Annotated in this window: 23 protein-coding genes; 5 read left to right on the top strand and 18 right to left on the bottom strand. The window is 30.6% G+C overall.

Annotated elements, in window-relative coordinates; genetic code table 11:
• The first annotated feature begins 39 nt into the window (after positions 1-39).
• From ribD to BIV18_RS08680, 5 genes are read left to right on the top strand one after another with little or no spacing between them, the layout of a single operon-like run.
• Positions 40-1,155: a bifunctional diaminohydroxyphosphoribosylaminopyrimidine deaminase/5-amino-6-(5-phosphoribosylamino)uracil reductase RibD gene (ribD, locus tag BIV18_RS08700; RefSeq protein ID WP_075660212.1), complete on the top strand. Its 1,116-nt coding sequence runs from the start codon at positions 40-42 to the stop codon at positions 1,153-1,155.
• Positions 1,148-1,792 (top strand): riboflavin synthase, encoded by a 645-nt coding sequence (locus tag BIV18_RS08695; protein WP_178385787.1) that lies wholly within the window; start codon positions 1,148-1,150, stop codon positions 1,790-1,792. Before ribD ends, BIV18_RS08695 begins: the two co-directional genes overlap by 8 nt.
• Before the next feature lie 16 nt (positions 1,793-1,808).
• Complete coding sequence (locus BIV18_RS08690; RefSeq protein WP_075660211.1) at positions 1,809-3,014, top strand: bifunctional 3,4-dihydroxy-2-butanone-4-phosphate synthase/GTP cyclohydrolase II; 1,206 nt, start codon at positions 1,809-1,811, stop codon at positions 3,012-3,014.
• Positions 3,015-3,046: 32 nt separating this feature from the next.
• Positions 3,047-3,514 carry a 6,7-dimethyl-8-ribityllumazine synthase gene (ribH, locus tag BIV18_RS08685; protein ID WP_075660210.1) on the top strand — a complete coding sequence of 156 codons (468 nt, stop codon included), beginning with the start codon at positions 3,047-3,049 and terminating at the stop codon, positions 3,512-3,514.
• Complete coding sequence (locus tag BIV18_RS08680; RefSeq protein WP_075660209.1) at positions 3,507-4,205, top strand: HAD family hydrolase; 699 nt, start codon at positions 3,507-3,509, stop codon at positions 4,203-4,205. The genes ribH and BIV18_RS08680 overlap by 8 nt, the downstream gene beginning before the upstream one ends.
• A gap of 94 nt (positions 4,206-4,299) precedes the next feature.
• Here the strand turns inward: BIV18_RS08680 and BIV18_RS08675 are convergent, their stop codons facing one another.
• The 18 genes from BIV18_RS08675 to BIV18_RS08590 form a co-directional block, all read right to left on the bottom strand.
• The gene (locus BIV18_RS08675; protein WP_235860821.1) at positions 4,300-5,706 is read right to left on the bottom strand and encodes a radical SAM/SPASM domain-containing protein; all 1,407 of its coding nucleotides are present in this window, start codon (positions 5,704-5,706) and stop codon (positions 4,300-4,302) included.
• A 584-nt stretch (positions 5,707-6,290) separates the two neighbouring features.
• Positions 6,291-6,893, bottom strand: a complete 603-nt coding sequence (locus BIV18_RS08670) for a DNA-binding response regulator (RefSeq protein WP_075660208.1) — start codon at positions 6,891-6,893, stop codon at positions 6,291-6,293.
• On the bottom strand, positions 6,865-7,605 hold the full coding sequence (locus BIV18_RS10550) for a sensor histidine kinase (RefSeq protein ID WP_144015215.1): 741 nt from the start codon (positions 7,603-7,605) through the stop codon (positions 6,865-6,867). Before BIV18_RS10550 ends, BIV18_RS08670 begins: the two co-directional genes overlap by 29 nt.
• Before the next feature lie 927 nt (positions 7,606-8,532).
• On the bottom strand, positions 8,533-8,862 hold the full coding sequence (locus tag BIV18_RS08660; protein WP_144015214.1) for a hypothetical protein: 330 nt from the start codon (positions 8,860-8,862) through the stop codon (positions 8,533-8,535).
• Positions 8,810-9,121: a hypothetical protein gene (locus tag BIV18_RS08655; protein ID WP_075660205.1), complete on the bottom strand. Its 312-nt coding sequence runs from the start codon at positions 9,119-9,121 to the stop codon at positions 8,810-8,812. The genes BIV18_RS08660 and BIV18_RS08655 overlap by 53 nt, the downstream gene beginning before the upstream one ends.
• Positions 9,122-9,494: 373 nt before the next feature.
• Complete coding sequence (locus tag BIV18_RS10545; RefSeq protein ID WP_144015213.1) at positions 9,495-9,785, bottom strand: thioredoxin domain-containing protein; 291 nt, start codon at positions 9,783-9,785, stop codon at positions 9,495-9,497.
• A gap of 324 nt (positions 9,786-10,109) precedes the next feature.
• A complete protein-coding gene (locus BIV18_RS08645) occupies positions 10,110-10,946 on the bottom strand; it encodes a DUF2599 domain-containing protein (protein ID WP_075660203.1) in 837 nt (278 codons plus the stop codon).
• A gap of 305 nt (positions 10,947-11,251) precedes the next feature.
• Entirely contained in the window at positions 11,252-11,539 is a 288-nt protein-coding gene (locus BIV18_RS08640; RefSeq protein WP_075660202.1) for a hypothetical protein, read from the bottom strand.
• 53 nt (positions 11,540-11,592) lie between these two features.
• Entirely contained in the window at positions 11,593-12,429 is an 837-nt protein-coding gene (locus BIV18_RS08635) for a 3-hydroxybutyryl-CoA dehydrogenase (protein ID WP_075660201.1), read from the bottom strand.
• Positions 12,430-12,439: 10 nt separating this feature from the next.
• On the bottom strand, positions 12,440-13,216 hold the full coding sequence (locus BIV18_RS08630; RefSeq protein WP_075660200.1) for an enoyl-CoA hydratase-related protein: 777 nt from the start codon (positions 13,214-13,216) through the stop codon (positions 12,440-12,442).
• Between the two features lies 1 nt (position 13,217).
• Complete coding sequence (locus BIV18_RS08625) at positions 13,218-14,405, bottom strand: acetyl-CoA C-acetyltransferase (RefSeq protein ID WP_075660199.1); 1,188 nt, start codon at positions 14,403-14,405, stop codon at positions 13,218-13,220.
• A gap of 13 nt (positions 14,406-14,418) precedes the next feature.
• Positions 14,419-14,832: a MaoC family dehydratase gene (locus BIV18_RS08620; RefSeq protein ID WP_075660198.1), complete on the bottom strand. Its 414-nt coding sequence runs from the start codon at positions 14,830-14,832 to the stop codon at positions 14,419-14,421.
• Positions 14,833-14,902: 70 nt separating this feature from the next.
• Positions 14,903-16,006 (bottom strand): non-hydrolyzing UDP-N-acetylglucosamine 2-epimerase, encoded by a 1,104-nt coding sequence (wecB, locus tag BIV18_RS08615; protein WP_075660197.1) that lies wholly within the window; start codon positions 16,004-16,006, stop codon positions 14,903-14,905.
• A complete protein-coding gene (locus BIV18_RS08610) occupies positions 16,007-17,035 on the bottom strand; it encodes a glycosyltransferase family 4 protein (protein ID WP_075660196.1) in 1,029 nt (342 codons plus the stop codon).
• Positions 17,036-17,044: 9 nt separating this feature from the next.
• Positions 17,045-17,671, bottom strand: coding sequence for a uracil phosphoribosyltransferase (upp, locus tag BIV18_RS08605; RefSeq protein WP_075660195.1), 627 nt, complete (start codon positions 17,669-17,671; stop codon positions 17,045-17,047).
• 1 nt (position 17,672) lies between these two features.
• A complete protein-coding gene (gene rpiB, locus BIV18_RS08600; RefSeq protein ID WP_075660194.1) occupies positions 17,673-18,104 on the bottom strand; it encodes a ribose 5-phosphate isomerase B in 432 nt (143 codons plus the stop codon).
• Positions 18,105-18,112: 8 nt separating this feature from the next.
• Positions 18,113-19,168, bottom strand: a complete 1,056-nt coding sequence (locus tag BIV18_RS08595) for an L-threonylcarbamoyladenylate synthase (protein WP_075660193.1) — start codon at positions 19,166-19,168, stop codon at positions 18,113-18,115.
• 53 nt (positions 19,169-19,221) lie between these two features.
• Complete coding sequence (locus BIV18_RS08590; RefSeq protein ID WP_075660192.1) at positions 19,222-20,418, bottom strand: M20 family metallopeptidase; 1,197 nt, start codon at positions 20,416-20,418, stop codon at positions 19,222-19,224.
• Positions 20,419-20,420 lie beyond the last annotated feature (2 nt).

Below are 20,420 nucleotides of genomic sequence, written 5' to 3'. Positions count from 1 at the left end.
TTTTGAGCCCTGCGTGGGCTCTTTTTTGTAGGAGATCATATGTATATAGAAAATTTTAACGACAGCTTTTATATGCAACGTGCAATTGAACTTGCAAAGTTGGGCATTGGTCATACAAAAACCAATCCCCTAGTTGGTTGTGTAATTGTAAAAGATGAAAGGATAATTGGCGAAGGAGCACATTTAAAGTTTGGAGAAAACCATGCTGAAGTAAATGCAATAGAAGATGCAAAAAATCGCGGAGAAGACATAAAAGGTGCAACTCTATATGTTAATTTAGAGCCTTGCTCTCACTTTGGAAAGACTCCACCATGTGCAAAAAGAATTGTGAAAGAAGGCATCCAGCGAGTTGTCATTGGAACTCCAGATCCCTTTGAAAAGGTTTCTGGCAAGGGAATAAAATTTTTAGAAGATAGTGGAATTTCTATAACAGAAGGCGTATGTCTTGAAGAATGTATGAGTTTAAATGAAAGATTTTTTACTTATATAAAAAAGAAAAGGCCCTTTGTTGTTTTTAAATCTGGAATGTCTCTCGATGGAAAAATTGCAACTGAAAAGGGTGAATCAAAATGGATTACATCAGAATTTTCTAGGTCCTATTCCCACGAACTTCGTGGAAAACTTGACGCCATAATGGTTGGCATTGAAACAGTTCTTGTAGACGATCCAACACTAAATGTTCGCCACGGAAAATACAGGGTAAATCCAATAAGAATTATTACTGATTCAAAACTTAGAATTCCCCTAGATGCAAAGGTGCTGTCAAGTGATTTAGATTCTATTGCAATAATTGCAACTACAAAAAATTTTAATAGAGAAAAATTTGAAAAACTAAAGAAAATGAAAAATGTTGAAGTCTTAATTTGTAGAGAAAAAAATAATAAAGTTGATTTAACTGACTTAATGGAAAGGTTAAAGAAATTTAACATTTCCTCCATCCTTCTTGAAGGTGGAAGGACTTTAGCAGCAGAAATGCTAAAAAATAATTTAGTGGATAAATTTTACATTTTCATGGCTCCAATTTTACTCGGTTCAAAGGGCATCCCTGCAATTGGCGATTTAGAAATTAAAAATTTAAAGGGTGCGATAAAGATAAGGGACATGAAATGCGAAAAATTATTTGATGACATACTTATTACTGGAAGGTGTGATTAAAATTTTCACGGGAATAATCGAAGAAGTTGGAAAACTTAAGGATGTAAAAAAGGAAAATGACCTATTTACGCTAAAAATATCTTGTCAAAAAGTTTTGGAAGGCACAAAAATAGGCGACTCCATTGCAACAAATGGCATCTGTCTAACTGTAACAGAACTTGGAAGTGATTTTTACAAAGCAGAAGTCATGGTAGAGACAATAAATTCCACAACTTTTAAAGACTTAAAAAGTGGTAAAAGTTTAAACCTAGAGCGTGCACTTAGTCCATCAAAAAGACTTGACGGTCACATAGTACAAGGTCATGTGGATGGAGTTGGAGAAATCATAAATATTTTAAAAAGAGGTAATGAAATTGTCTATAGAATAAAATTTATTTCAGATAATTTTAAATACATTGCCCAAAAGGGTTCCATTGCCCTTGATGGCATTAGCCTAACAGTTTCCAAGGTTGGTGAAAATTATTTTGAAGTTTCAATTATTCCAACGACAATAAAATGCACAAATCTTATAGACAGAAAAATTGGCGAAAAAATAAATATAGAAACCGATATAATTGGTCGCTACGTCTACAATTTTATAAATACAAAAAGCGAAAACAAAATAACCAAAAATTTTTTAATAGAAAATGGATTTTAATTTAAGAGGAGAAAAAATGAAAGTTAACACAATCGAAGAAGTTGTCGAATCTTTAAAAAAAGGCGAAATAATTATCGTAACAGATGAACCCGATAGAGAAAATGAGGGCGACATGATTCAAGCTGCAGAATTTGCTACTGGAGATAGTCTAAACACAATGGCCTCTCTTGCAAAGGGACTAATTTGTATGCCTATGTCAAAGACCTACGCCGAAAAATTTAAATTAAATCAAATGGTTGCCGACAACACTGACAATCATGAAACTGCCTTTACAGTTTCTGTGGATCATAGGGACACAACTACTGGAATATCAGCTTGGGAAAGAGCCCTAACTGCTTATAAACTAACAGAAGATGATGCAAAACCAGAAGATTTTAGAAGACCTGGTCATATGTTTCCTCTAGTTGCAAAAAAAGATGGTATTTTTGTAAGACGAGGACACACTGAGGCAACTGTTGACCTTTTAAAGATTGCTGGATTAAAAGAAGTTGGACTATGTTGCGAAATTATGCAAGATGATGGTCATATGATGCGAGGTGAAGATTTATTTAAACTCGCCGAGAAATTGAACATGAAAATTACAACTACAGAAGAACTTTTACTTTATAGAAAAAGACATGAAAAAATCGTAGAAAAAGTTGCCGAAGCAAAACTTCCAACAAAATTTGGCGACTTTAGAGCACATGCTTACATCGATAAAGTTACTGGTGAACACCACATCGCTCTAGTTAAAGGCGAAATTGGCAATGGCATGGATGTCCTTACAAGAGTTCACTCAGAATGCCTAACTGGAGATTGCTTTGGCTCATCAAGATGTGACTGTGGAAATCAACTTCACCTTGCAATGAAAAAAATTGATGAAGAAGGAAGGGGAATTCTTCTCTATATGCGTCAAGAGGGTCGAGGTATTGGACTTGTGAACAAAATTAGAGCCTATGCCCTACAAGATAAAGGTATGGATACAGTTGAGGCAAACTTGGCACTTGGTTTTCCTGAAGATGCAAGAGATTATTCCACTGGTGCACAAATTTTACAAGATCTTGGCGTTAAAGAACTTAGACTTTTGACAAATAACCCCGACAAAGTTTATTCACTACAAGAATTTGGAATGATCATAAAAGAAAGAGTTCCAATTGAAATTCATTCAACTGAGCATGATGAATTTTATTTGAGAACAAAAGCTGAAAAGATGAATCACATCTTATCTGAATTTAGTAAATAATATCTAATTTAAAATAATAATTTGGAGGAAATATGAAAATTTACAGTGCAAATTTAAAATCCGATGGGAAAAAATACGCAATAGTTTTGGCAAGATTTAACGAATTTATAGTTTCAAAATTATTAGATGGATGTATCGATGGACTAAAAAGACATGGTGTAAAAGACGAAGAAATAGAAGTGATTTGGGTTCCAGGAAGTTTTGAAATTCCACTTGCAGCAAAATCTCTCGCTCTTACAAAAAAATACGATGCAATAATTGCTCTAGGAGCAGTTATAAGAGGTGCTACAACTCATTACGAGCTTGTCTCAACAGAAGTTGCAAAGGGAGTCGCATCATCCTCACTTGAAACTGGTATACCAATTATCTTTGGAGTAATCACAACAGAAAATATCGAACAAGCAATTGAAAGAGCTGGCTCAAAATCTGGCAACAAGGGCTTTGATGCAGCAACAGCTGCAATTGAAATGGCAAACTTGCTAGGTGAAATCCGTGGATAATTTAAGCAAGCAAAAAGATTTTAATTTTAATGAAAAAGAGGGGTTAAAAAATATTAAAAGCATAATTTTTGACTTTGACGGCACCCTTCACAATACAATAAAAATTTATTATCCTGCCTTTACATCTGGTGTTAAAATTTTAAGAGAATATGGCTTTGCAAAAGATTTTAACTTAAACGAAAAAAATGTTTCAAAATTTTTAGGAGAAAAACCAAATTTTGCCTACGATCTCATCGCAAAGGGTTCAGACAAAAATTTAAAAGAAAAAGTAATGCAACACGTTGGCAGAAAAATGGATGAAAATATGAAAAATGGCATTGGAGAACTTTATGATGATTCTATAAAAATTCTTGACAAGCTTTCTAAAAATTATGACCTATACATTTTGTCCAACTGTCGTGAATCTTATCTTGACTTAGCGTTAAAAGTTTATGGAATAAAAAAATATTTCAATAAATGTTTTGCCGCAGAAACTTTTGGCTTCATACCAAAGGATGAAATTTTAAAAAAAGAAAGGCATTATATAAAAGAAAAAATAATATTTGTCGGCGATAGACATCACGACATGGAAGCTGCCAGGAAAAATAATATTAAGAGCATTTTTTGCAGCTATGGCTTTGGCAGTCAAGAAGAAGGAAAAAACGCAGACTACAAAATAAATTCCATTAGCGAGATTTTAAATATCTTGTAAAAATAATCATCACAATTAAATAATAAAAATTTAAACCAATAATTTATTAAAAGCTTAAAATTTCACTAAAAAAGAGGACTTTGCGTCCTCCTTTTTAATTACAAGCTTCTTTTTCTCTTTGTTCTTTACTTACTTCCCAAAGTTCATTTGCCTTTTTATTCCATGCTTTTGCATAAGGTGTAGTCTTGACTTGCAATTCCTCAGCACTTTCAGGTGCAATCATATCTGTGTTTTTGGCACCAGAATCCTTTACAATCTTAGTAAGTCTACCAGGATTTTCCAACATTGGACATGGCTTCAACAAATTTTTATTAAAAGGTTGATTATCGTGAAATCCCATAAAAAGTGGACTCATTAGACATTCCTTGATAGTCTTTTCTCTTATATTTGAATCAGAATAGTGAATGAATACGCAAGGTTCCATGTCGCCAAGAGAATTTATGTGAAAATAATTTTTGCCTCCAGCAATGCAACCATTTATAAATTCACCATCATTTTGAAAATCAATTGTAAAAATATTTTGTGGATATTCACTTGACCTAATTTCTCTAACCTTATGATAAACATACTCCCTTTCTTCTGGGGTAAGTAATAAACTTAAATCAGCATCCTTTCCAACTGGCATGTAGTGAAAGTACCAAGCAAGTCTACATCCATGATCCACGAGCATTTTTATAAAGTCATCATCTGTAACATATTTATAATTTTGACTTGTGTAACAAATTGAAGCCCCGTATAAAAGCTTGTGTTCCTTCATTAAGTCCATTGCCTTCATAACTTTTTGAAATACTCCATTGCCCCTTCTAAGGTCAGTAGATTCTTCAGTACCCTCAATACTAAGTGCAAAAGAAATATTTCCCGCTTTCTTTACTTCTTCACAAAATTCTTCATCGATTAAAGTGCCATTTGTAAAAATATGAAAAGCACTTTCATTAAATTCTTTAGCAAGTTTAATGATGTCATCTTTTCTAACAAGAGGTTCTCCTCCAGTTAAAATAAAAAAGTATGTGCCAAGTTCATTTCCTTGTCTTACAATACTTGCCATTTCATCATAAGTTAAATTATTTTTATGTCCATATTCAGCAGCCCAGCAACCTGTGCATTTTAAATTACAAGCAGAAGTTGGGTCAAATAAAATTATCCAAGGAATATTACAATTATATTCTTTCTGTAATTTATTTCGAAGAGCATTTCCCTTGTAAGCAGCGTTATATCCAATAGTTCTCACAGAGGTCTTTACAATATTTTCGTCGATTCCATTTACAATATCTGTCCCAAAAGAAACCCATTTTGAATTTGGATCATTAAGTTCATTTCTTACTCTTTCCAACCCATTTTTGCCACTATTTGTTTCACTTGATTCAGGCATTAAATATTTGTCAAAAACATTTACTATCTCCACCATTCCTCTTTGTGGATCTTTTTTTAATCTCTTATAGGCAAGATTTACAGCCATTGAGAATAATTTTTCACTTTTTCTTTCCTTAATTGCAGTAGTCACTTAATACCTCCATAATTATAAATATCAAAATATTTTATATTGAATTGGTGTTTAATATTATATGTATTAAAACTTTAATTTTACTTTTTGAACATTGTTCATTTTGTTATCTATATTTTACTACAAAATTAATAAAATTAAAAGATATTTATAGTATTTATTTAAAATATAAAAATTAATTTGAAATATATTTTAGTTTTAAAAAAATAAAAGCTTATAAAGTATGTGTTTAAATTTGGTACTATGACTTCTCTTCTACCAAGTTTGATAATAATGAGGATAGTGTAATACTTTGCCAAAAACTGAAGCTAAAAATCTTACTAAATTAGAAAAAAGTTTATGTTGATGTTTCTTTTAATTAAATCAATTGGATCTAGGTGAGAAACTTAATTTTAATAAAGAATAAAAATACTACTATTTAAAAACATTAAAAGCTCTGAAATACACTATTGAAGTGCCTTTCAGAGCTTTTTTAATTTCAAAGTGTCAAGCTCGAGATTATATAAATAATAAAAAATTATCAATTAGCTTTAATACACAAAATTTTAGTCGAACTACCACTTTATATAATTTCTTCTTAAAGTCTAAAAGGAATCAATTATTCCAAGATCAATAGCTTTTTTCATAAGTTCTTGGTAATTGTTGATGTAGAGCTTTTGATAAATTCGATTTAACATAACTGCAAGAGACCTTTCGGAAATAAAAAGTTTCTTTGCAACATCACTCCTATTTAAACCAGAACAATAAAGCTTAACTATTTCTATTTCCTTTTCTGTCAAGTTTTCTAAAATTTCTTTTTCTTTAAAAAATTTTTTATCATATAAGTAGACTTCTTTTAGTTTAATTCTAAGGCTCTCCATATCTTCCTCCTTAGAAATAAAGGCATAGGCCCCAATATTTTTTGCTCTTTCTGTATAAAAAAATAAATCGTAACCAGATAAAATTACTATTTTTATATTTTTATCTGTCTTTAAAATTTTTTCTGCTAAACCTAAACCATTTAAAGATTCTTCAAATCCCTTTAAATTTATGTCAATGATTAAAATATCATAAGATCTTAAAAATTTAATGTCTTCTATTTTTTTCAAATCCCCTAACAAATCAATTTCAAAAAAATTATCCTTTTCTAGAAATTCCTTTAAAGACCTTGCCATCATCTTATGATCTTCTATTAATAAAATTTTCATTTACAATCTCCTCTTGAATGGGCAATTCAATAATAAATTTCACATAGTTTTGGCCTTTTGAGTCATTATCTTTAAGCATTAAGTCTCCGCCGTAAATATCTAAGCTCTCCTCTATAAATCTAATTCCCAAGTGATTTATCTTGTTAAAATCTTCATCTAAGTAGTCTCCAAAATTTTTAATAGTCAAAAATATTATTCCATCTTTAATTTCTAGTATTAAGTCTGAAAAATAACCCTTTGAATGTTTATAAAAATTAGTAACCATTTCGTGAATAAATTTATAAATTATTTTTTCATAGGGCTTTGGCAAAAAAATATTTTTGTCACAATAAAATTCAATGAATTTGTCCTTTGCATACATTTCTTTTAAAGAATTTATAAGTTCGCTGTAAATCTCATAGTGATTTATTCCGTCTCTAAAAACTGGATCTATTAAGTTGATTTTAAACCTAATTTTTTTTATCAAAATATGATGAATTTCTAGGGACTTGTCAATATTTTTCGTAGCCTCTTCTAAAAATTTTTTCGACAAAATTATATCTTGCAAAATATCATCGTGCAAAAAACTAATGTTTCTTCTCTCAAAATTTTCTGATAATTCTTTTGCCATTTTATTATTGTATAAAAATTTCTCATAAGATGCCTCATTATTTGCAATTTGCCTAAATTTAATTATAAGCTCAATATTTGCAATATTTAATGAAAAAATCATTGCAAAAAGCAAGGCTAACTTATAACTTTTGACAAAGTTTTTAAAAAATATTGTAGAAATAATAATTAATATAAAATTTAAGGGACTAGAATAAAAATCAAAAATTGTATTTTTTAAATTATTATCTATAGAAATTATAAAAATTAAAATTGAAATTTCTGCCACAAATAAAATAATAAATTCCCTAATATAAATATATCTAAAAATTTTTAAGATATTCATTTTTAAGATATTCATTAAAATAAATAATATAAAATATATAAAGCTTATAAACCCTACATTTAAAAGCAATTTGTAACTATATTTTTTTATTTCTTTTCTATATGTAATGATAAGAAGAATTGAAAAAATTGCAATCATAAATCTAGAAAATTTTAATAATCCTATGTAAAAGTAATTATTAAAATAATTTAAAATAAAGGACACTAACAAAATAATAAGTGCAAAATAATTTATATACCTCCACTTAATCTCCTTCACACTACTTAAAAATATATAAAAGTTATAAAAAATTAAAAGATAAATAAAGGACAAGCTAACTTCAGAACTATATTTAAAATTTATTTTGTATTTGTAAAGAAAAATATAGTCAAATAAAATCCAAAGTGAAAATATAACTACTAAAGAACTGTGATCCACAATGATTTTTCTGTCATCTCTTAGTAAAAAAGTTAGAAGAGAAATATTGTTTATCAGGCTTAGAAAAAATAAAAAATACATTCCATTAAAATCTCTAAAGATATAAATTTTTACAGAATAAAATAATATGTAAAACCCTATAAAAACATAAGCTGTTAAAATACTTGCCTTCAAAATTTTTTTGTCACTAGTCATATTCCCCTCCCTTACAATTTTTATTAGATATAATTATTATATATTTTATTTTAAAATTTAAAAGGCTCTAAATTAATAGAACCTTTTGTAAATCTAATTATTAAAAAAAGAATATCCATCCCTTTTCACTGTGCCAAAATATTCAGCATAATAAATATTTTTATCCTTTTTAACTGAGTCTGGATTGAATTTTAAGTCTCCTCTATATTTTACCAAGCCCCTATTTGTCTTATAAGTTATGTATTCAGGAAAGCTGTAGGCGTCGTATCTCCTCTTTACACTTGTAACTTCCATTTCACTTTTAAAACCATTAAACAAAAATGATAATGCTAATATAATAAATAAAACAAAGAATATTATTTTTTTATTTTTAGTAATCCAACACATAACTAGCATACCCCACATCATACAATATACCTTCATAAACTGCACTATACATATTGTTGCTTTCTCTTTGAACAGAGTTCCAATCAATGTTTAAATTACCTCTAAATTTTCTTCCCGCTCTGTATTCAGTATAAAAAATAGAAGATGGAAAACTCCTATCATATCTATGCCTTACTACCCTTACATATATTGTGTCATCATCAAAACCTAATATATTTTCATTGGCAAATACTGGATATACAAGAGTCGTCATAAGAGCAAATAAAACTAAAAAACTAACAAAGTATCTCTTCATAAAATCCTCCTTTTAATATTAATTCACTAAGTTAGCTTATTATCCTATAACTCAATTATATTATTTCTAATTATTTTGTCAGTTAACTTTTGTACATATTTATTTGAAGGCAAAGGCTTCTGGTCTTATTGTTCCACTGTATTATGCGTAATACTTCTAAGAATTTGGAGCTTTTTTTATATTATTCTCATTTAATTTTAAATCAATTTAAATCCCAACAAATCCTTTTTTCTTTATACATATCAATCTAATAGCTTGTCTCAATTTTTACAACCTTTTTCTTCTTTTTAAATCAAAAACAAAATAATACCTGATAAAACAAAAATAATAATAAATATTTTTTCATTTTTAATATAATGCATAATATGAAAACCTATATATTATTTAATTTTTTAATAATTTCAGTAGTAATATCTTTTACATTACCATATTTATCAATATTTATTACAATAGGTACAGTTGAAATATTGTATTTTTTTATTATTTTCCTTTTGTTTTTTAAATCGCTATTAGTATTATACATTAAAATTTTTTCTTTTCCCTTTTTATTACACCACTTTATTTTTTCTGTAAGAACTTTACAAGCAGGACAATCATCTCTATAAAAATATATTTTTCCCATATAGCTTTCTTTTAAACTTATGAGTTTAACTGAATTTATCATACCATATTCGTATTCCTTGATCTCTTTTTTTGCCTTATAACATATAGTTAAATTTAGAAAAGACAAGAATATTAATAATAAAAAAAGTATACTTTTTAATTTCTTAAAATTAAACTTTAAAAATAAATATAAAAGAATAATAGATGGAAATATTAATAAATTTAATATATAAAAGAATTTTAAATTATAAATTGAATAATCCCTTAAATACCCTCTTAAATAGATGTTATAAAAAATTAATACTATTAATATCCCATAAGCATAGGATAAAAAAATTTTACTATCTTTAAATCTATTCATAATAATCTCCATAAAATATCAATATTAAGGATTGCAACCTGCTAATATAGTTTGACTCATAGAAACATTTGGTCTCCATGGTTCTAAATTCCAAGGTCTTTTGTTTGGAGCATACATATTATGACACTTAAATTGTTTATACATACCTCTTTCATTGCTCCAATTAGGACTAGAACCATGCATATATATAACTTCAGACCACGCATCTTCTAAAGTTGAATCCAGATAAAATGTTTTCCTTGGATATAGTGATAATGAAACTCCATCAGTTCTATGTTGCCAATATCCATCACTAAAATAATTATAGTAATTTCCTGCAAGAACTTGACTTATTCCCACTGTAATTTTTACTGGATATATAACTTCTTCTTCGTTAATAAAACTATGTTGTATTCTATTTCCTATTTTTTTAGTTACTATTTTTAAATTTTGTCCATTTGCATCTATGGCACTCAAATTAGTAATAAGCCCAATATTTTTATTATTGGATTTGATAATATACGAACCATCGTTATTTAATTTACCATCCTCCTTTACACTCTCAGGAAAAATTATTTTACATTCTGATTTAAAATCAATATCATATTCTAGAGATTTTTCTTTATCACTATTTAAATATTCTTCTATAATTAATTCATTATTATAAAAATCTTTATTTGATAAACTCATTGAATTATCTAATAAATGACCATCTATATTCTTTAGGCTAAATTCAGGAAAATCTACTTTATTTACACCATTAAAATTTTTGCAACCTCTTGCCTTAAAAGCATCCATATTTTTTTCTACTCCAGCAAAAGTCGGATTAATAAAACTAGCTAAAATTGCAATTATAGTTAAAACTAAAATAAATTTTTTCATAATCTACCTCCTAATTCCTCTAAAAAAATAATTAAAGACTTCTATATTTTGTGTACAAAATAATTTATATTAAATCATAAATTTCTAACCCTTTATATTTAAAACTATTGTATGTAAACTATGCAAAGTTTTTAATCTTTAATAAATTCACAGTCAAGACATTTTAATGAAAAATGTAGTTTCCTTAAATTACATTTTCTTTCTGTAAATTTAAAGATCATAAAAATATAAATGAAAAAAATTTATAATACTATAATTAAATTATACTTGTTAATAAATTATTGTCAGTTAACTTTTGTGCATATTTATTTAAAGGTAAAGGCTTCTGGTCTTATTGTTCCACTGTATTCTGCGTAATATTTATCAGAATTTGGATCTTTTTTTATATTATTCTCATTTAATTTTAAATCAATTTTGTATTTTATTAAACCTTTTTCCCCTTTGTATGTAATATTTTGCGGGAAATTTCTGCCATAACTAGTTTTAATTTTTATAATAGTCTTTTCTCTTGGAATTCCTAGAACTAAAACTAAACTTAAGCTAAACAAAATTAAAAATGAAATTAAAATATTTTTTATTTTTATAAAATTCATCTCGTCACCTTATAAAAAAGAGAAGGCTATTGCCTTCCCTTAATCTCTTTAAATTAATATTTGTAAAATCCTTCGCCTGTTTTTCTTCCAAGAAGTCCTGCTCTAACCATTTTTCTAAGAAGTGGATGTGGTCTGTATTTAGGATCTGCAAATTCAGTATTAAGAACTTCCATTATTGCAAGTACTACATCAAGTCCTACTAAATCTCCAAGAGCTAAAGGTCCCATTGGGTGATTTGCACCAAGTTTCATTGCTGTGTCTATATCTTCTACTGATGCAATTCCTTCAGCGTAAATTCCAATTGCTTCGTTAATCATAGGAATTAAAATTCTATTTACAACAAATCCTGGAGCTTCATCAACTTCTACTGGAGTTTTTCCAATTTCTTTTGAAAGTTCAATAATCATATCTTTAACTTTTGGATCAGTTTTCTTTCCTGAAATAACTTCTACTAGCTTCATTGCTGGAACTGGATTAAAGAAGTGCATACCAATAACTTTTTCAGGTCTTTTAGTAGCTGCACCAATATCAGTTATTGAAAGAGATGAAGTGTTTGATGCAAGAACTGTTTTTTCTTCACAAATTTCACAAAGTTCTGTGAAAATTGCTTTTTTAATCTTAGGATTTTCAGTTGCTGCTTCTATTATAAGATCGCAATCTGCTACATCTTTAATGTCAGATGATGTAGTTAGATTAGAAAGAGCAGTTTCCATTTCTTCTTTAGTCATTCTTTCTTTAGAAACATTTTTTTCGTAACCTTTTTTTATTTTTTCCATAGCTTTTTCAAGAGCTTCTGGTGCAATATCTCTAACAATTACTTTATGATATGGTGCAAGCACTTGAGCAATTCCTGCTCCCATAGTACCTGATCCTACTACTGCTATTTTCATTTTATTCACCTTATTTTCCTTTAAATTCAGTTTTTCCCTTATTTAAAAATGCCTTCATGCCTTCTTTTTGGTCATTTGTTGCAAAACATAGGCCAAAGTGAGTTTTTTCGATTTGCATTGCTGTGTCAATATCTGTTTGAGATCCATTTACAATTGATTGTTTAGAATATTCTACTGCCTTTGGTGCATTCCTAGCAATTTTTTCTGCCATTTCAAGAGCTTTGTCAATTAATTCATCTGGTTCATACACGCTATTTACTAGACCAATTTCTAAAGCTTTTTTAGCATCAATAGTTTCTGCTGTGTAGATCAATTCCTTTGCATACCCAGGTCCAATTGTCCTAGAAAGTCTTTGTGTTCCACCAAATCCTGGTGTGATTCCAAGGCCTACTTCTGGTTGACCAAATTTTGCCTTTGTAGACGCAAGTCTAATATCACAAGCGATGGAAATTTCACATCCACCACCTAGTGCAAACCCATTTACAGCTGCTATTACTGGAACTCTACATCTTTCTATTTCCATAAAAGTATCCATGCCAAGTTTTGCAAAGTCATAGGCTTCACTGGCAGAAAAGTTTGCCATTTCGCCAATATCAGCACCAGCTACAAATGCTTTTCCTGCACCTGTTACAATGATACATCTCACATCGTCTTCTACACGTGCAAAGAATTTATGGAGTTCTTTTAACATTTCAGAATTTAAAGCATTAAGACTTTTTTCTCTATTAAGTGTTAAGAGAAGAATTCCATGAGGCTTTTTTTCTACAATTAAATATTTATAATCCATATTAGTCCCTTCCAACGATAAGAGCAGTTCCCATTCCTCCACCTATACAAAGTGTTGCTAAACCTTTTTTAGCATCTCTCTTTTGCATTTCGAACAGAAGTGTTGTTAAAATTCTAGCTCCACTTGCTCCAATAGGGTGTCCAATTGCAATAGCTCCACCATTTACGTTTACTTTATTAATATCAAATTTCATAACTTGGTTAACTGCACAAGCTTGAGCTGCAAAAGCTTCATTAGCTTCTATTAAGTCAAGGTCATCAACTTTAAGTCCTGCAATTTCAAGGGCTTTAGTTGATGATGGAATAGGTCCCGTACCCATGATCTTAGGATCAACACCTGCTGTTGCATAAGAAATAATATATGCAAGAGGTTCTACTCCAAGTTCCTTTGCCTTTGATTCTTTCATTATTACAAGCATTGCTGCTCCATCGTTGATTCCAGATGCGTTACCTGCTGTAACTGTACCGCCATCTTTTTTGAAAGATGGTTTTAATTTTGCTATAGATTCTACTGTTACTCCTTCTCTAATATGTTCATCTGTGTCAACAACTGTTACATTGCCTTTTCTATCTTTAACTTCTACAGGAACGATTTCGTCTTTAAATCTTCCTTCTTTTCTTGCTCTTTCTGCATTGTTTTGAGATCTTGTAGCTAGTTCGTCTTGCATTTCTCTAGTAATACCATATTTTTCAGCCACATTTTCAGCTGTAATACCCATGTGATAATCGTTGAAAGCATCCCAAAGACCGTCTTTAATCATTGTGTCAACAACTTTTTTGTCTCCCATTCTTGCTCCCCATCTTTCATTAGTAAGAGCGTATGGTGCCATTGACATTGATTCTGTTCCCCCTGCAAGTATAATTTCAGCATCTCCAGCTTTAATAACTTGAGCTGCTAAACTTACTGCACGAAGACCAGATCCACATACTGCATTAATAGTAACTGCTGGAGTCTTAATGTCAATTCCTGCTCCTAGAACAACTTGTCTTGCAACATTTTGTCCTTGAGCTGCTTGAAGAACATTGCCAATATAAGCTTCATCAACCATGTCAGATTTTACATTTGCTCTTTTAAGTGCTTCTTTTGCTGCCACTACTCCAAGTTCCACTGCTGAAACCGTCTTAAATTGACCTCCAAAACTTCCTACAGCCGTTCTTGCAGCTGATGCTATAACAATTCTATCTTCCATTTTTTCCTCCTCATTAATCGCGTGGTGGCAATACAGTAGCCACACCGTCTAAAACAATTTCTCCCTTTTGATTTGTGCAAGTTGTCTTGAGCTTCAATATTTTTTCTTTAATTATCTCAATCACTTCAACTTTAGCTGTAATTGTATCCCCGAAATAAACAGGTTTAGTAAATTTCATTTCTTGACCCATGTAAATAGTGCCTGGACCAGGAAGTTTCATGCCAAGAACTGCAGAAACAAGTCCTGCTGTTAGCATTCCATGTGCAATTCTAGTTTTAAAATTGCCCTTTCCAGCTTCAACTTCGTTTATATGGGCAGGATTCAAATCGCCAGTAATACCAGCATAAAGATATACATCTGACTCAGAAATTGTCTTTGTAAATTCAGCTGTATCGCCAATTTTAATTTCTTTAATAGTTTTTCCCATGTGATCTACCTCCTCAAGCCTTTTGTAAAACTATACCCATAATTTTAAAAAAATAATTAATATTTTAAAATTAATCCATCCCTTCTAAAATATTAACGATTTTTTTTGCAGCATGACCATCTCCATAAGGATTTATAGCCTTTGACATTTTTTCGTACAAATTTTTATCATCTAATAAATTAATTATACTATCATAGACATCTTGTGAATTTGTACCCACAAGTTTAGCTGTCTTTGCTTCTACTCCTTCCATCCTTTCAGTCTCATTTCTAAGAACTAAAACAGGTTTGCCAAGAGCTGGAGCTTCTTCTTGCACGCCACCAGAATCTGTAACTACAAATTTTACCCTTGCCATTAAATTTGAAAAAGGCATATAGGAAAGTGGTTCAATAAGATGAACTCTGTCTAAATCAGAAAAATATTTTTTTGCAGTACTTCTAACAATTGGATTTAAGTGAATTGGAAATACAATTTCAACATTTTCTCTTTCAAGGATTACTCTCCTAATTGCTGAAAAAATATTTTCCATTGGTTCTCCCCAATTTTCTCTCCTATGCGCAGTAAGTAATACTACTTCTTTATTATAATCTAAATTATTCAAAATTTCATCGTCAAATACAAAATCTTCTTTAACAGAATACTTCAGTGCATCAATTACAGTGTTTCCAGTAATGAAAATATTTTTGTCATCATAACCCTCTTTTAAAAGATTTTCTCTATTAGACTCTGTTGGTGCAAAATGATAATTTGCAAGTACACCTGTGAGTTTTCTGTTTGCCTCTTCAGGATAAGGTGAGTACAAATTTCCTGATCTTAGTCCAGCTTCCACATGTCCTATTTTTATTTTCTTGTAGAAAGCTGCAAGTGCTGCGGCGAATACTGTAGTGGTATCACCTTGCACCATAAGTATGTCTGGCTTTAATTCTTCTAAAATATCCTCAAGTCCCAAAAGTGTTTTTGTTGTTACATCTGTTAAGGATTGACCTTTTTTAAAAATATTTAAATCGTAATCTGGTTTTATATCAAAAATTTCTAGCACTTGGTCCAGCATTTCTCTGTGCTGACCTGTTACACAAGTGTAGCTCTCAAGATCGTGTCTTTTTTCAATCTCTTTTATAATTGGAGCCATCTTAATGCCCTCAGGTCTTGTACCAAATACAAATAATACCTTCATTTATTCCTCCTTATTTTTTAGCATTCCAGCAGCTATTCCCGTTAGGAGTATTATTAAAATAACTGCTATTGAAATAATAAGTGCAATTGATGAATGAAACTTTGAAATTACATTTGCAAGTATCCCAAATATCGCCGATATTGAATATAAAATCACAACGGTTTGTCTTTGGTTTAAGCCCATTTTTAAAAGTCTGTGATGGAGATGTCCCTTGTCAGCTTGAACCATTGACTTTCCAGAAAGTTTACGCCTTAACATTGCAAAAGCTGTGTCAAATACTGGCACACCTAAAATTAATACTGGCACAAAAATCATAAGTATTGCTGCTTGTTTTAAAAATCCGGAAATGCTTATATATGAAAGCATAAATCCAAGATACAATGCTCCCGTATCTCCCATAAATATTTTTGCAGGATTAAAGTTATAAGGCAAAAACCCAAGACAAGCACCTGCAACAAGTACACATACTAAACTAACATCAAATCTCCCCATTTGATATGTTATAAAAAACATGGAAATGGCACATATCATTGATACTCCCGATGCAAGTCCATCTAATCCATCTATCAAGTTTATTGTATTTGTTATTCCACACACCCAAAAAATTGTAACCGGTATAGAAAGCATATTTAAAATGAGTAATGCATCCTCATAATCAAAGGGGTTTGTTAAAAATTCAATTTTCATGCCACCTGCCACAAGAATTATGGCTGCAATAATTTGATAACCAAATTTTAATTTTGGACTAATGTCATATTTGTCGTCATATAATCCAGAAAATGCGATCACAAGAGAACTAATTATAGTAAAGATAAGTGTTTTATTTATAGGTAAAAAAACAAGCATTAAAATAGTTACACTTATTACCATAGCAATGCCACCACCTACTGGAATTGGCTTTTTATGAACTCTTCTTGTATCCTTTGGCACATCTAAAAACCCATTTTTTTTTGCAATTTTTATAACAAAGGGCATTTGTAAAAAAGTCAAAATAAAAGCTGCAAAAAAAGGAACTAAATAATTATACATATTTACCTCTTACTTTGTTCCAAATAATCTATCTCCTGCATCTCCAAGTCCAGGTACTATATACTTATCTTCATTTAATTTCTCATCTAGTGCAGCAATATAAATTTCTACATCAGGATGAGCTTCTTGCACTGCCTTTAGCCCTTCTGGTGCAGCTAATAAATTTATTGATTTAATATTTTTTGCACCATTTCTCTTTAATTCGTCAATAGCTTCTATAAGTGATCCGCCTGTTGCAAGCATTGGATCGACAATAATCATTTGTCTAGATGCTACATCTTTAGGTAATTTTGAATAATAAGTAACTGGCTTTAAAGTTTCGGGATCTCTGTACATTCCAATGTGGCCAACTCTTGCTGCTGGCATTATTGTAAGAAGTCCTTCCACCATTCCAAGACCTGCTCTTAATATAGGCACTATTCCAATTTTTTTGCCGGAAATTCTTTTTCCAATAGCTTTTCCAATGGGAGTTTCAATTTCAATATCTTCTGTTTCTAAATCTCTCGTTACTTCATAACCCATTAATGTTGCAATTTCATTTACAATTTGTCTAAATTCCATGGAACTAGTTTCTTTTTTTCTAATTATTGTCATCTTGTGATCGATAAGTGGGTGCTTTATTATTGTATATCCCATGTTATTCCTCCTCAATTTTGTTTACTCTGTTGATATGTCTTCCACCTTCAAATTTTTCATTTAAAAAGGCTTCTACAATTTCTATTGCCATGTCGTGACCAATTAACCTTGCTCCCATTGCAAGCACATTTGCATCATTGTGTCGCCTTGCAAGTTTAGCAGAATAGGGCTCAGAACAAAGTGCAGCTCTTATCCCCTTAACTTTATTTGCAGAAATTGAAATTCCAATTCCTGAACCACAAATAACTATTCCAAAGTCCATTTCATTGTCTATAACGGCGTGTCCAACTGCATGCCCATAATCTGGATAATCTACACGATTATCATCAAAAGGTCCCATGTCTTTAACTTCAATATTTCTTTCTTCTAAGTGTTTTATTACATCTTTTTTTAAATAAAATCCTGCATGATCAGAACCTATTGCTATTTTCATTTTTTCTCCTAAATTCTCATGACAACTTTTCCACTGCAAGCCTTCAATAATCTATTCATAATACTAAGACCAATCCCTCTAAGTTCAAAACCCTCTGCAAAAATTATGTCTACATTTTCTTCATCACATCTTCTTAATGCGTCAAATAAATTTGATGCCACTTCTTCAAGATGTTCTCTTGATCCAAGGTTTATTAAAAGTTTTATATCTAGATTTTTGTACTGGTCATAAGTTTCATCAGTTGCAAGAACTGCAATCTTTTTGTCCTTATTTTCTCCAATATTTTTTTTGATCTCATTTACAACTTTATCTAGCCTTCCTCCAAAACAAATTGCCTCTGCCCTTGGTGCATAATGCCTATATTTTTGTCCTGGAGATTTTGGGATTACTCCACTTTTCGAATCAATTGTCGCATTATCTATTGTAATGTTTTTATCGATTTCTCTTAAATCTTCTAAAGTAATTTTCCCTGGTCTTAAAATCATTGGCGGATCAACTGTTACATCAAGCACAGTGGATTCAATTCCAACTACAGAATGACCACCATCTACTATTATATCTACTCGACCTTCCAAATCTTCTATAACATGTTCAACTTTAGTTGGGGATGGCCTACCTGATAAATTTGCCGAAGGAGCTGCCACTGGAAAATTTACTGATTTTAAAATATCATGAGCAATTTTATTATTAGGCTCTCTTATTGCAACAGTTTCAAGTCCACCAGTTGCTTCATCTGGTATAATTTCAGATCTCTTAAAAATAATAGTAAGAGGTCCTGGCCAAAATTTTTCAATGCACTTTTTTGCCACATCGGGAATTTCTAAAACTAATTCCTCAAGTTGTGAATTTTCTGCAATATGAAGTATTAGTGGATTGTCACTTGGTCTACCCTTTGCCTCGTATATTTTTCTGCAAGCTCTCTTGTTGAGTCCATTTCCTCCAAGTCCATAAACTGTTTCCGTTGGGAAAACAACTAGACCTCCATCACTTAAAGTTTCACTAATTTTCTTTAAATAAATTTTATCTTTTGCATTTCCTTTAAATTTAATAATATCTGTTTTCAAAAAAACACCTCTATCTTTTACATTATACCAAGAAGAGAAGTGTTTTTTAATAGTTAATCCTTATTTAATTTGCTGTGTGGGATAATTTTTCCACTTTTCACATTTTCTTTGAATTCTTCCATTATTTTTTCAAAGGCTTCATCATCAGTTAAAATTGTAATTCCAACTTCAACTATGGCAGCAATTACTTTCTTCATTTGGCTAAAAGCATAATCTGTCATAGTTGCATCTCTAAGTTCCACTGTATGTCCATTTACACTTTCATCTGCAATTTTAAAATATCCATGAATAGTTGGCACTTCGTGAGAAAAATTCCCAGCGTCAGTAGAACCCTTGTTGAGTTCAATATCCTTTATCTCTTCGTCGAGATATTTTTCTAATTTTTCTTTTAAAACTGCATTAAAGGCATTATTTCTAACTGTATTATCATTTCCCTTTTCGTATTCAGAAATTTTAACTTCACAACCAGTAGCAAGGGCTGCTCCCTTTGCACAATTTTCTAATTTTTCTAAAATTTCTAGTAAGTCTTTTTTCTCTGGACTTCTTGCGTAAAATCTTGAGTCCGTGTAATCTGGGATGATATTAGCAGCTTTGCCACCATCCTTTATTATTCCGTGGATCCTCGTGCCGTCTTTAGTCTCTTGTCTTAGAGCATTTATTGCAGAAAATAAGACTATTTGTGCATCTAGTGCATTAATTCCCTTTTCAGGTGCATCTGATGCGTGAGAAGTTTTGCCAAAGAATTCAAATCTTCTTGTAGAAAGGGCAAGTGAATTTGGCGTAAGTGAATTATAGGAGGCTGGATGCATTTCAATTGCAACATCTACATCCTTTAATTCATCTGAATTTGCAATTTCAATTTTCGTGCCTCCAACTTCTTCTGCTGCAGTTCCAAAAACTATTACTCTTCCACCAATTTCACCGATTAGTTTAGAAAGGACAATGCCTGCTCCCGTTGCAGTTGCTCCCAAAATATTGTGACCACATCCATGACCAATACCTGGAAGTGCATCGTATTCTGATAAATAGGAAACTGTCCTCCCCTTCTTTTTTGAATCATACACAGCCTTAAAAGAAGTTTCACATCCCATGTAGGGAAATTCTATTTCAAAGCCATGCTTCTTTAATAAATCAATGTGTGCCTTTGAAGATTTATACTCTTCAAATCCGAGTTCTGGATTTTCGTAAATAAATTTTCTAAGCTCATCTAATTCCTCTGAAATTTCTTCAACTTTTTTTAATATCTCCATAA

Origin of the sequence: Peptoniphilus grossensis, from assembly GCF_001940285.1 — a bacterium.
GTDB classification, from domain to species: Bacteria; Bacillota; Clostridia; order Tissierellales; family Peptoniphilaceae; genus Peptoniphilus_A; species Peptoniphilus_A faecalis.
Note: the sequence above shows the minus strand (reverse complement) of the source record. Positions and strands in the feature narration are given on the sequence as shown.

Excerpts from the sequence above, each read along its gene's own strand:
- ribD (WP_075660212.1), top strand. The coding sequence starts at position 40 with ATGTATATAGAAAATTTTAACGACAGCTTTTATATGCAACGTGCAATT.
- BIV18_RS08690 (WP_075660211.1), top strand. The coding sequence starts at position 1,809 with ATGAAAGTTAACACAATCGAAGAAGTTGTCGAATCTTTAAAAAAAGGC.
- ribH (WP_075660210.1), top strand. The coding sequence starts at position 3,047 with ATGAAAATTTACAGTGCAAATTTAAAATCCGATGGGAAAAAATACGCA.
- BIV18_RS08670 (WP_075660208.1), bottom strand. The coding sequence starts at position 6,893 with ATGAAAATTTTATTAATAGAAGATCATAAGATGATGGCAAGGTCTTTA.
- BIV18_RS10550 (WP_144015215.1), bottom strand. The coding sequence starts at position 7,605 with ATGATTTTTTCATTAAATATTGCAAATATTGAGCTTATAATTAAATTT.
- BIV18_RS08660 (WP_144015214.1), bottom strand. The coding sequence starts at position 8,862 with ATGAAGGTATATTGTATGATGTGGGGTATGCTAGTTATGTGTTGGATT.
- BIV18_RS08655 (WP_075660205.1), bottom strand. The coding sequence starts at position 9,121 with ATGAAGAGATACTTTGTTAGTTTTTTAGTTTTATTTGCTCTTATGACG.
- BIV18_RS10545 (WP_144015213.1), bottom strand. The coding sequence starts at position 9,785 with ATGATAAATTCAGTTAAACTCATAAGTTTAAAAGAAAGCTATATGGGA.
- BIV18_RS08645 (WP_075660203.1), bottom strand. The coding sequence starts at position 10,946 with ATGAAAAAATTTATTTTAGTTTTAACTATAATTGCAATTTTAGCTAGT.
- BIV18_RS08640 (WP_075660202.1), bottom strand. The coding sequence starts at position 11,539 with ATGAATTTTATAAAAATAAAAAATATTTTAATTTCATTTTTAATTTTG.
- BIV18_RS08635 (WP_075660201.1), bottom strand. The coding sequence starts at position 12,429 with ATGAAAATAGCAGTAGTAGGATCAGGTACTATGGGAGCAGGAATTGCT.
- BIV18_RS08630 (WP_075660200.1), bottom strand. The coding sequence starts at position 13,216 with ATGGATTATAAATATTTAATTGTAGAAAAAAAGCCTCATGGAATTCTT.
- BIV18_RS08625 (WP_075660199.1), bottom strand. The coding sequence starts at position 14,405 with ATGGAAGATAGAATTGTTATAGCATCAGCTGCAAGAACGGCTGTAGGA.
- BIV18_RS08620 (WP_075660198.1), bottom strand. The coding sequence starts at position 14,832 with ATGGGAAAAACTATTAAAGAAATTAAAATTGGCGATACAGCTGAATTT.
- wecB (WP_075660197.1), bottom strand. The coding sequence starts at position 16,006 with ATGAAGGTATTATTTGTATTTGGTACAAGACCTGAGGGCATTAAGATG.
- BIV18_RS08610 (WP_075660196.1), bottom strand. The coding sequence starts at position 17,035 with ATGTATAATTATTTAGTTCCTTTTTTTGCAGCTTTTATTTTGACTTTT.
- upp (WP_075660195.1), bottom strand. The coding sequence starts at position 17,671 with ATGGGATATACAATAATAAAGCACCCACTTATCGATCACAAGATGACA.
- rpiB (WP_075660194.1), bottom strand. The coding sequence starts at position 18,104 with ATGAAAATAGCAATAGGTTCTGATCATGCAGGATTTTATTTAAAAAAA.
- BIV18_RS08590 (WP_075660192.1), bottom strand. The coding sequence starts at position 20,418 with ATGGAGATATTAAAAAAAGTTGAAGAAATTTCAGAGGAATTAGATGAG.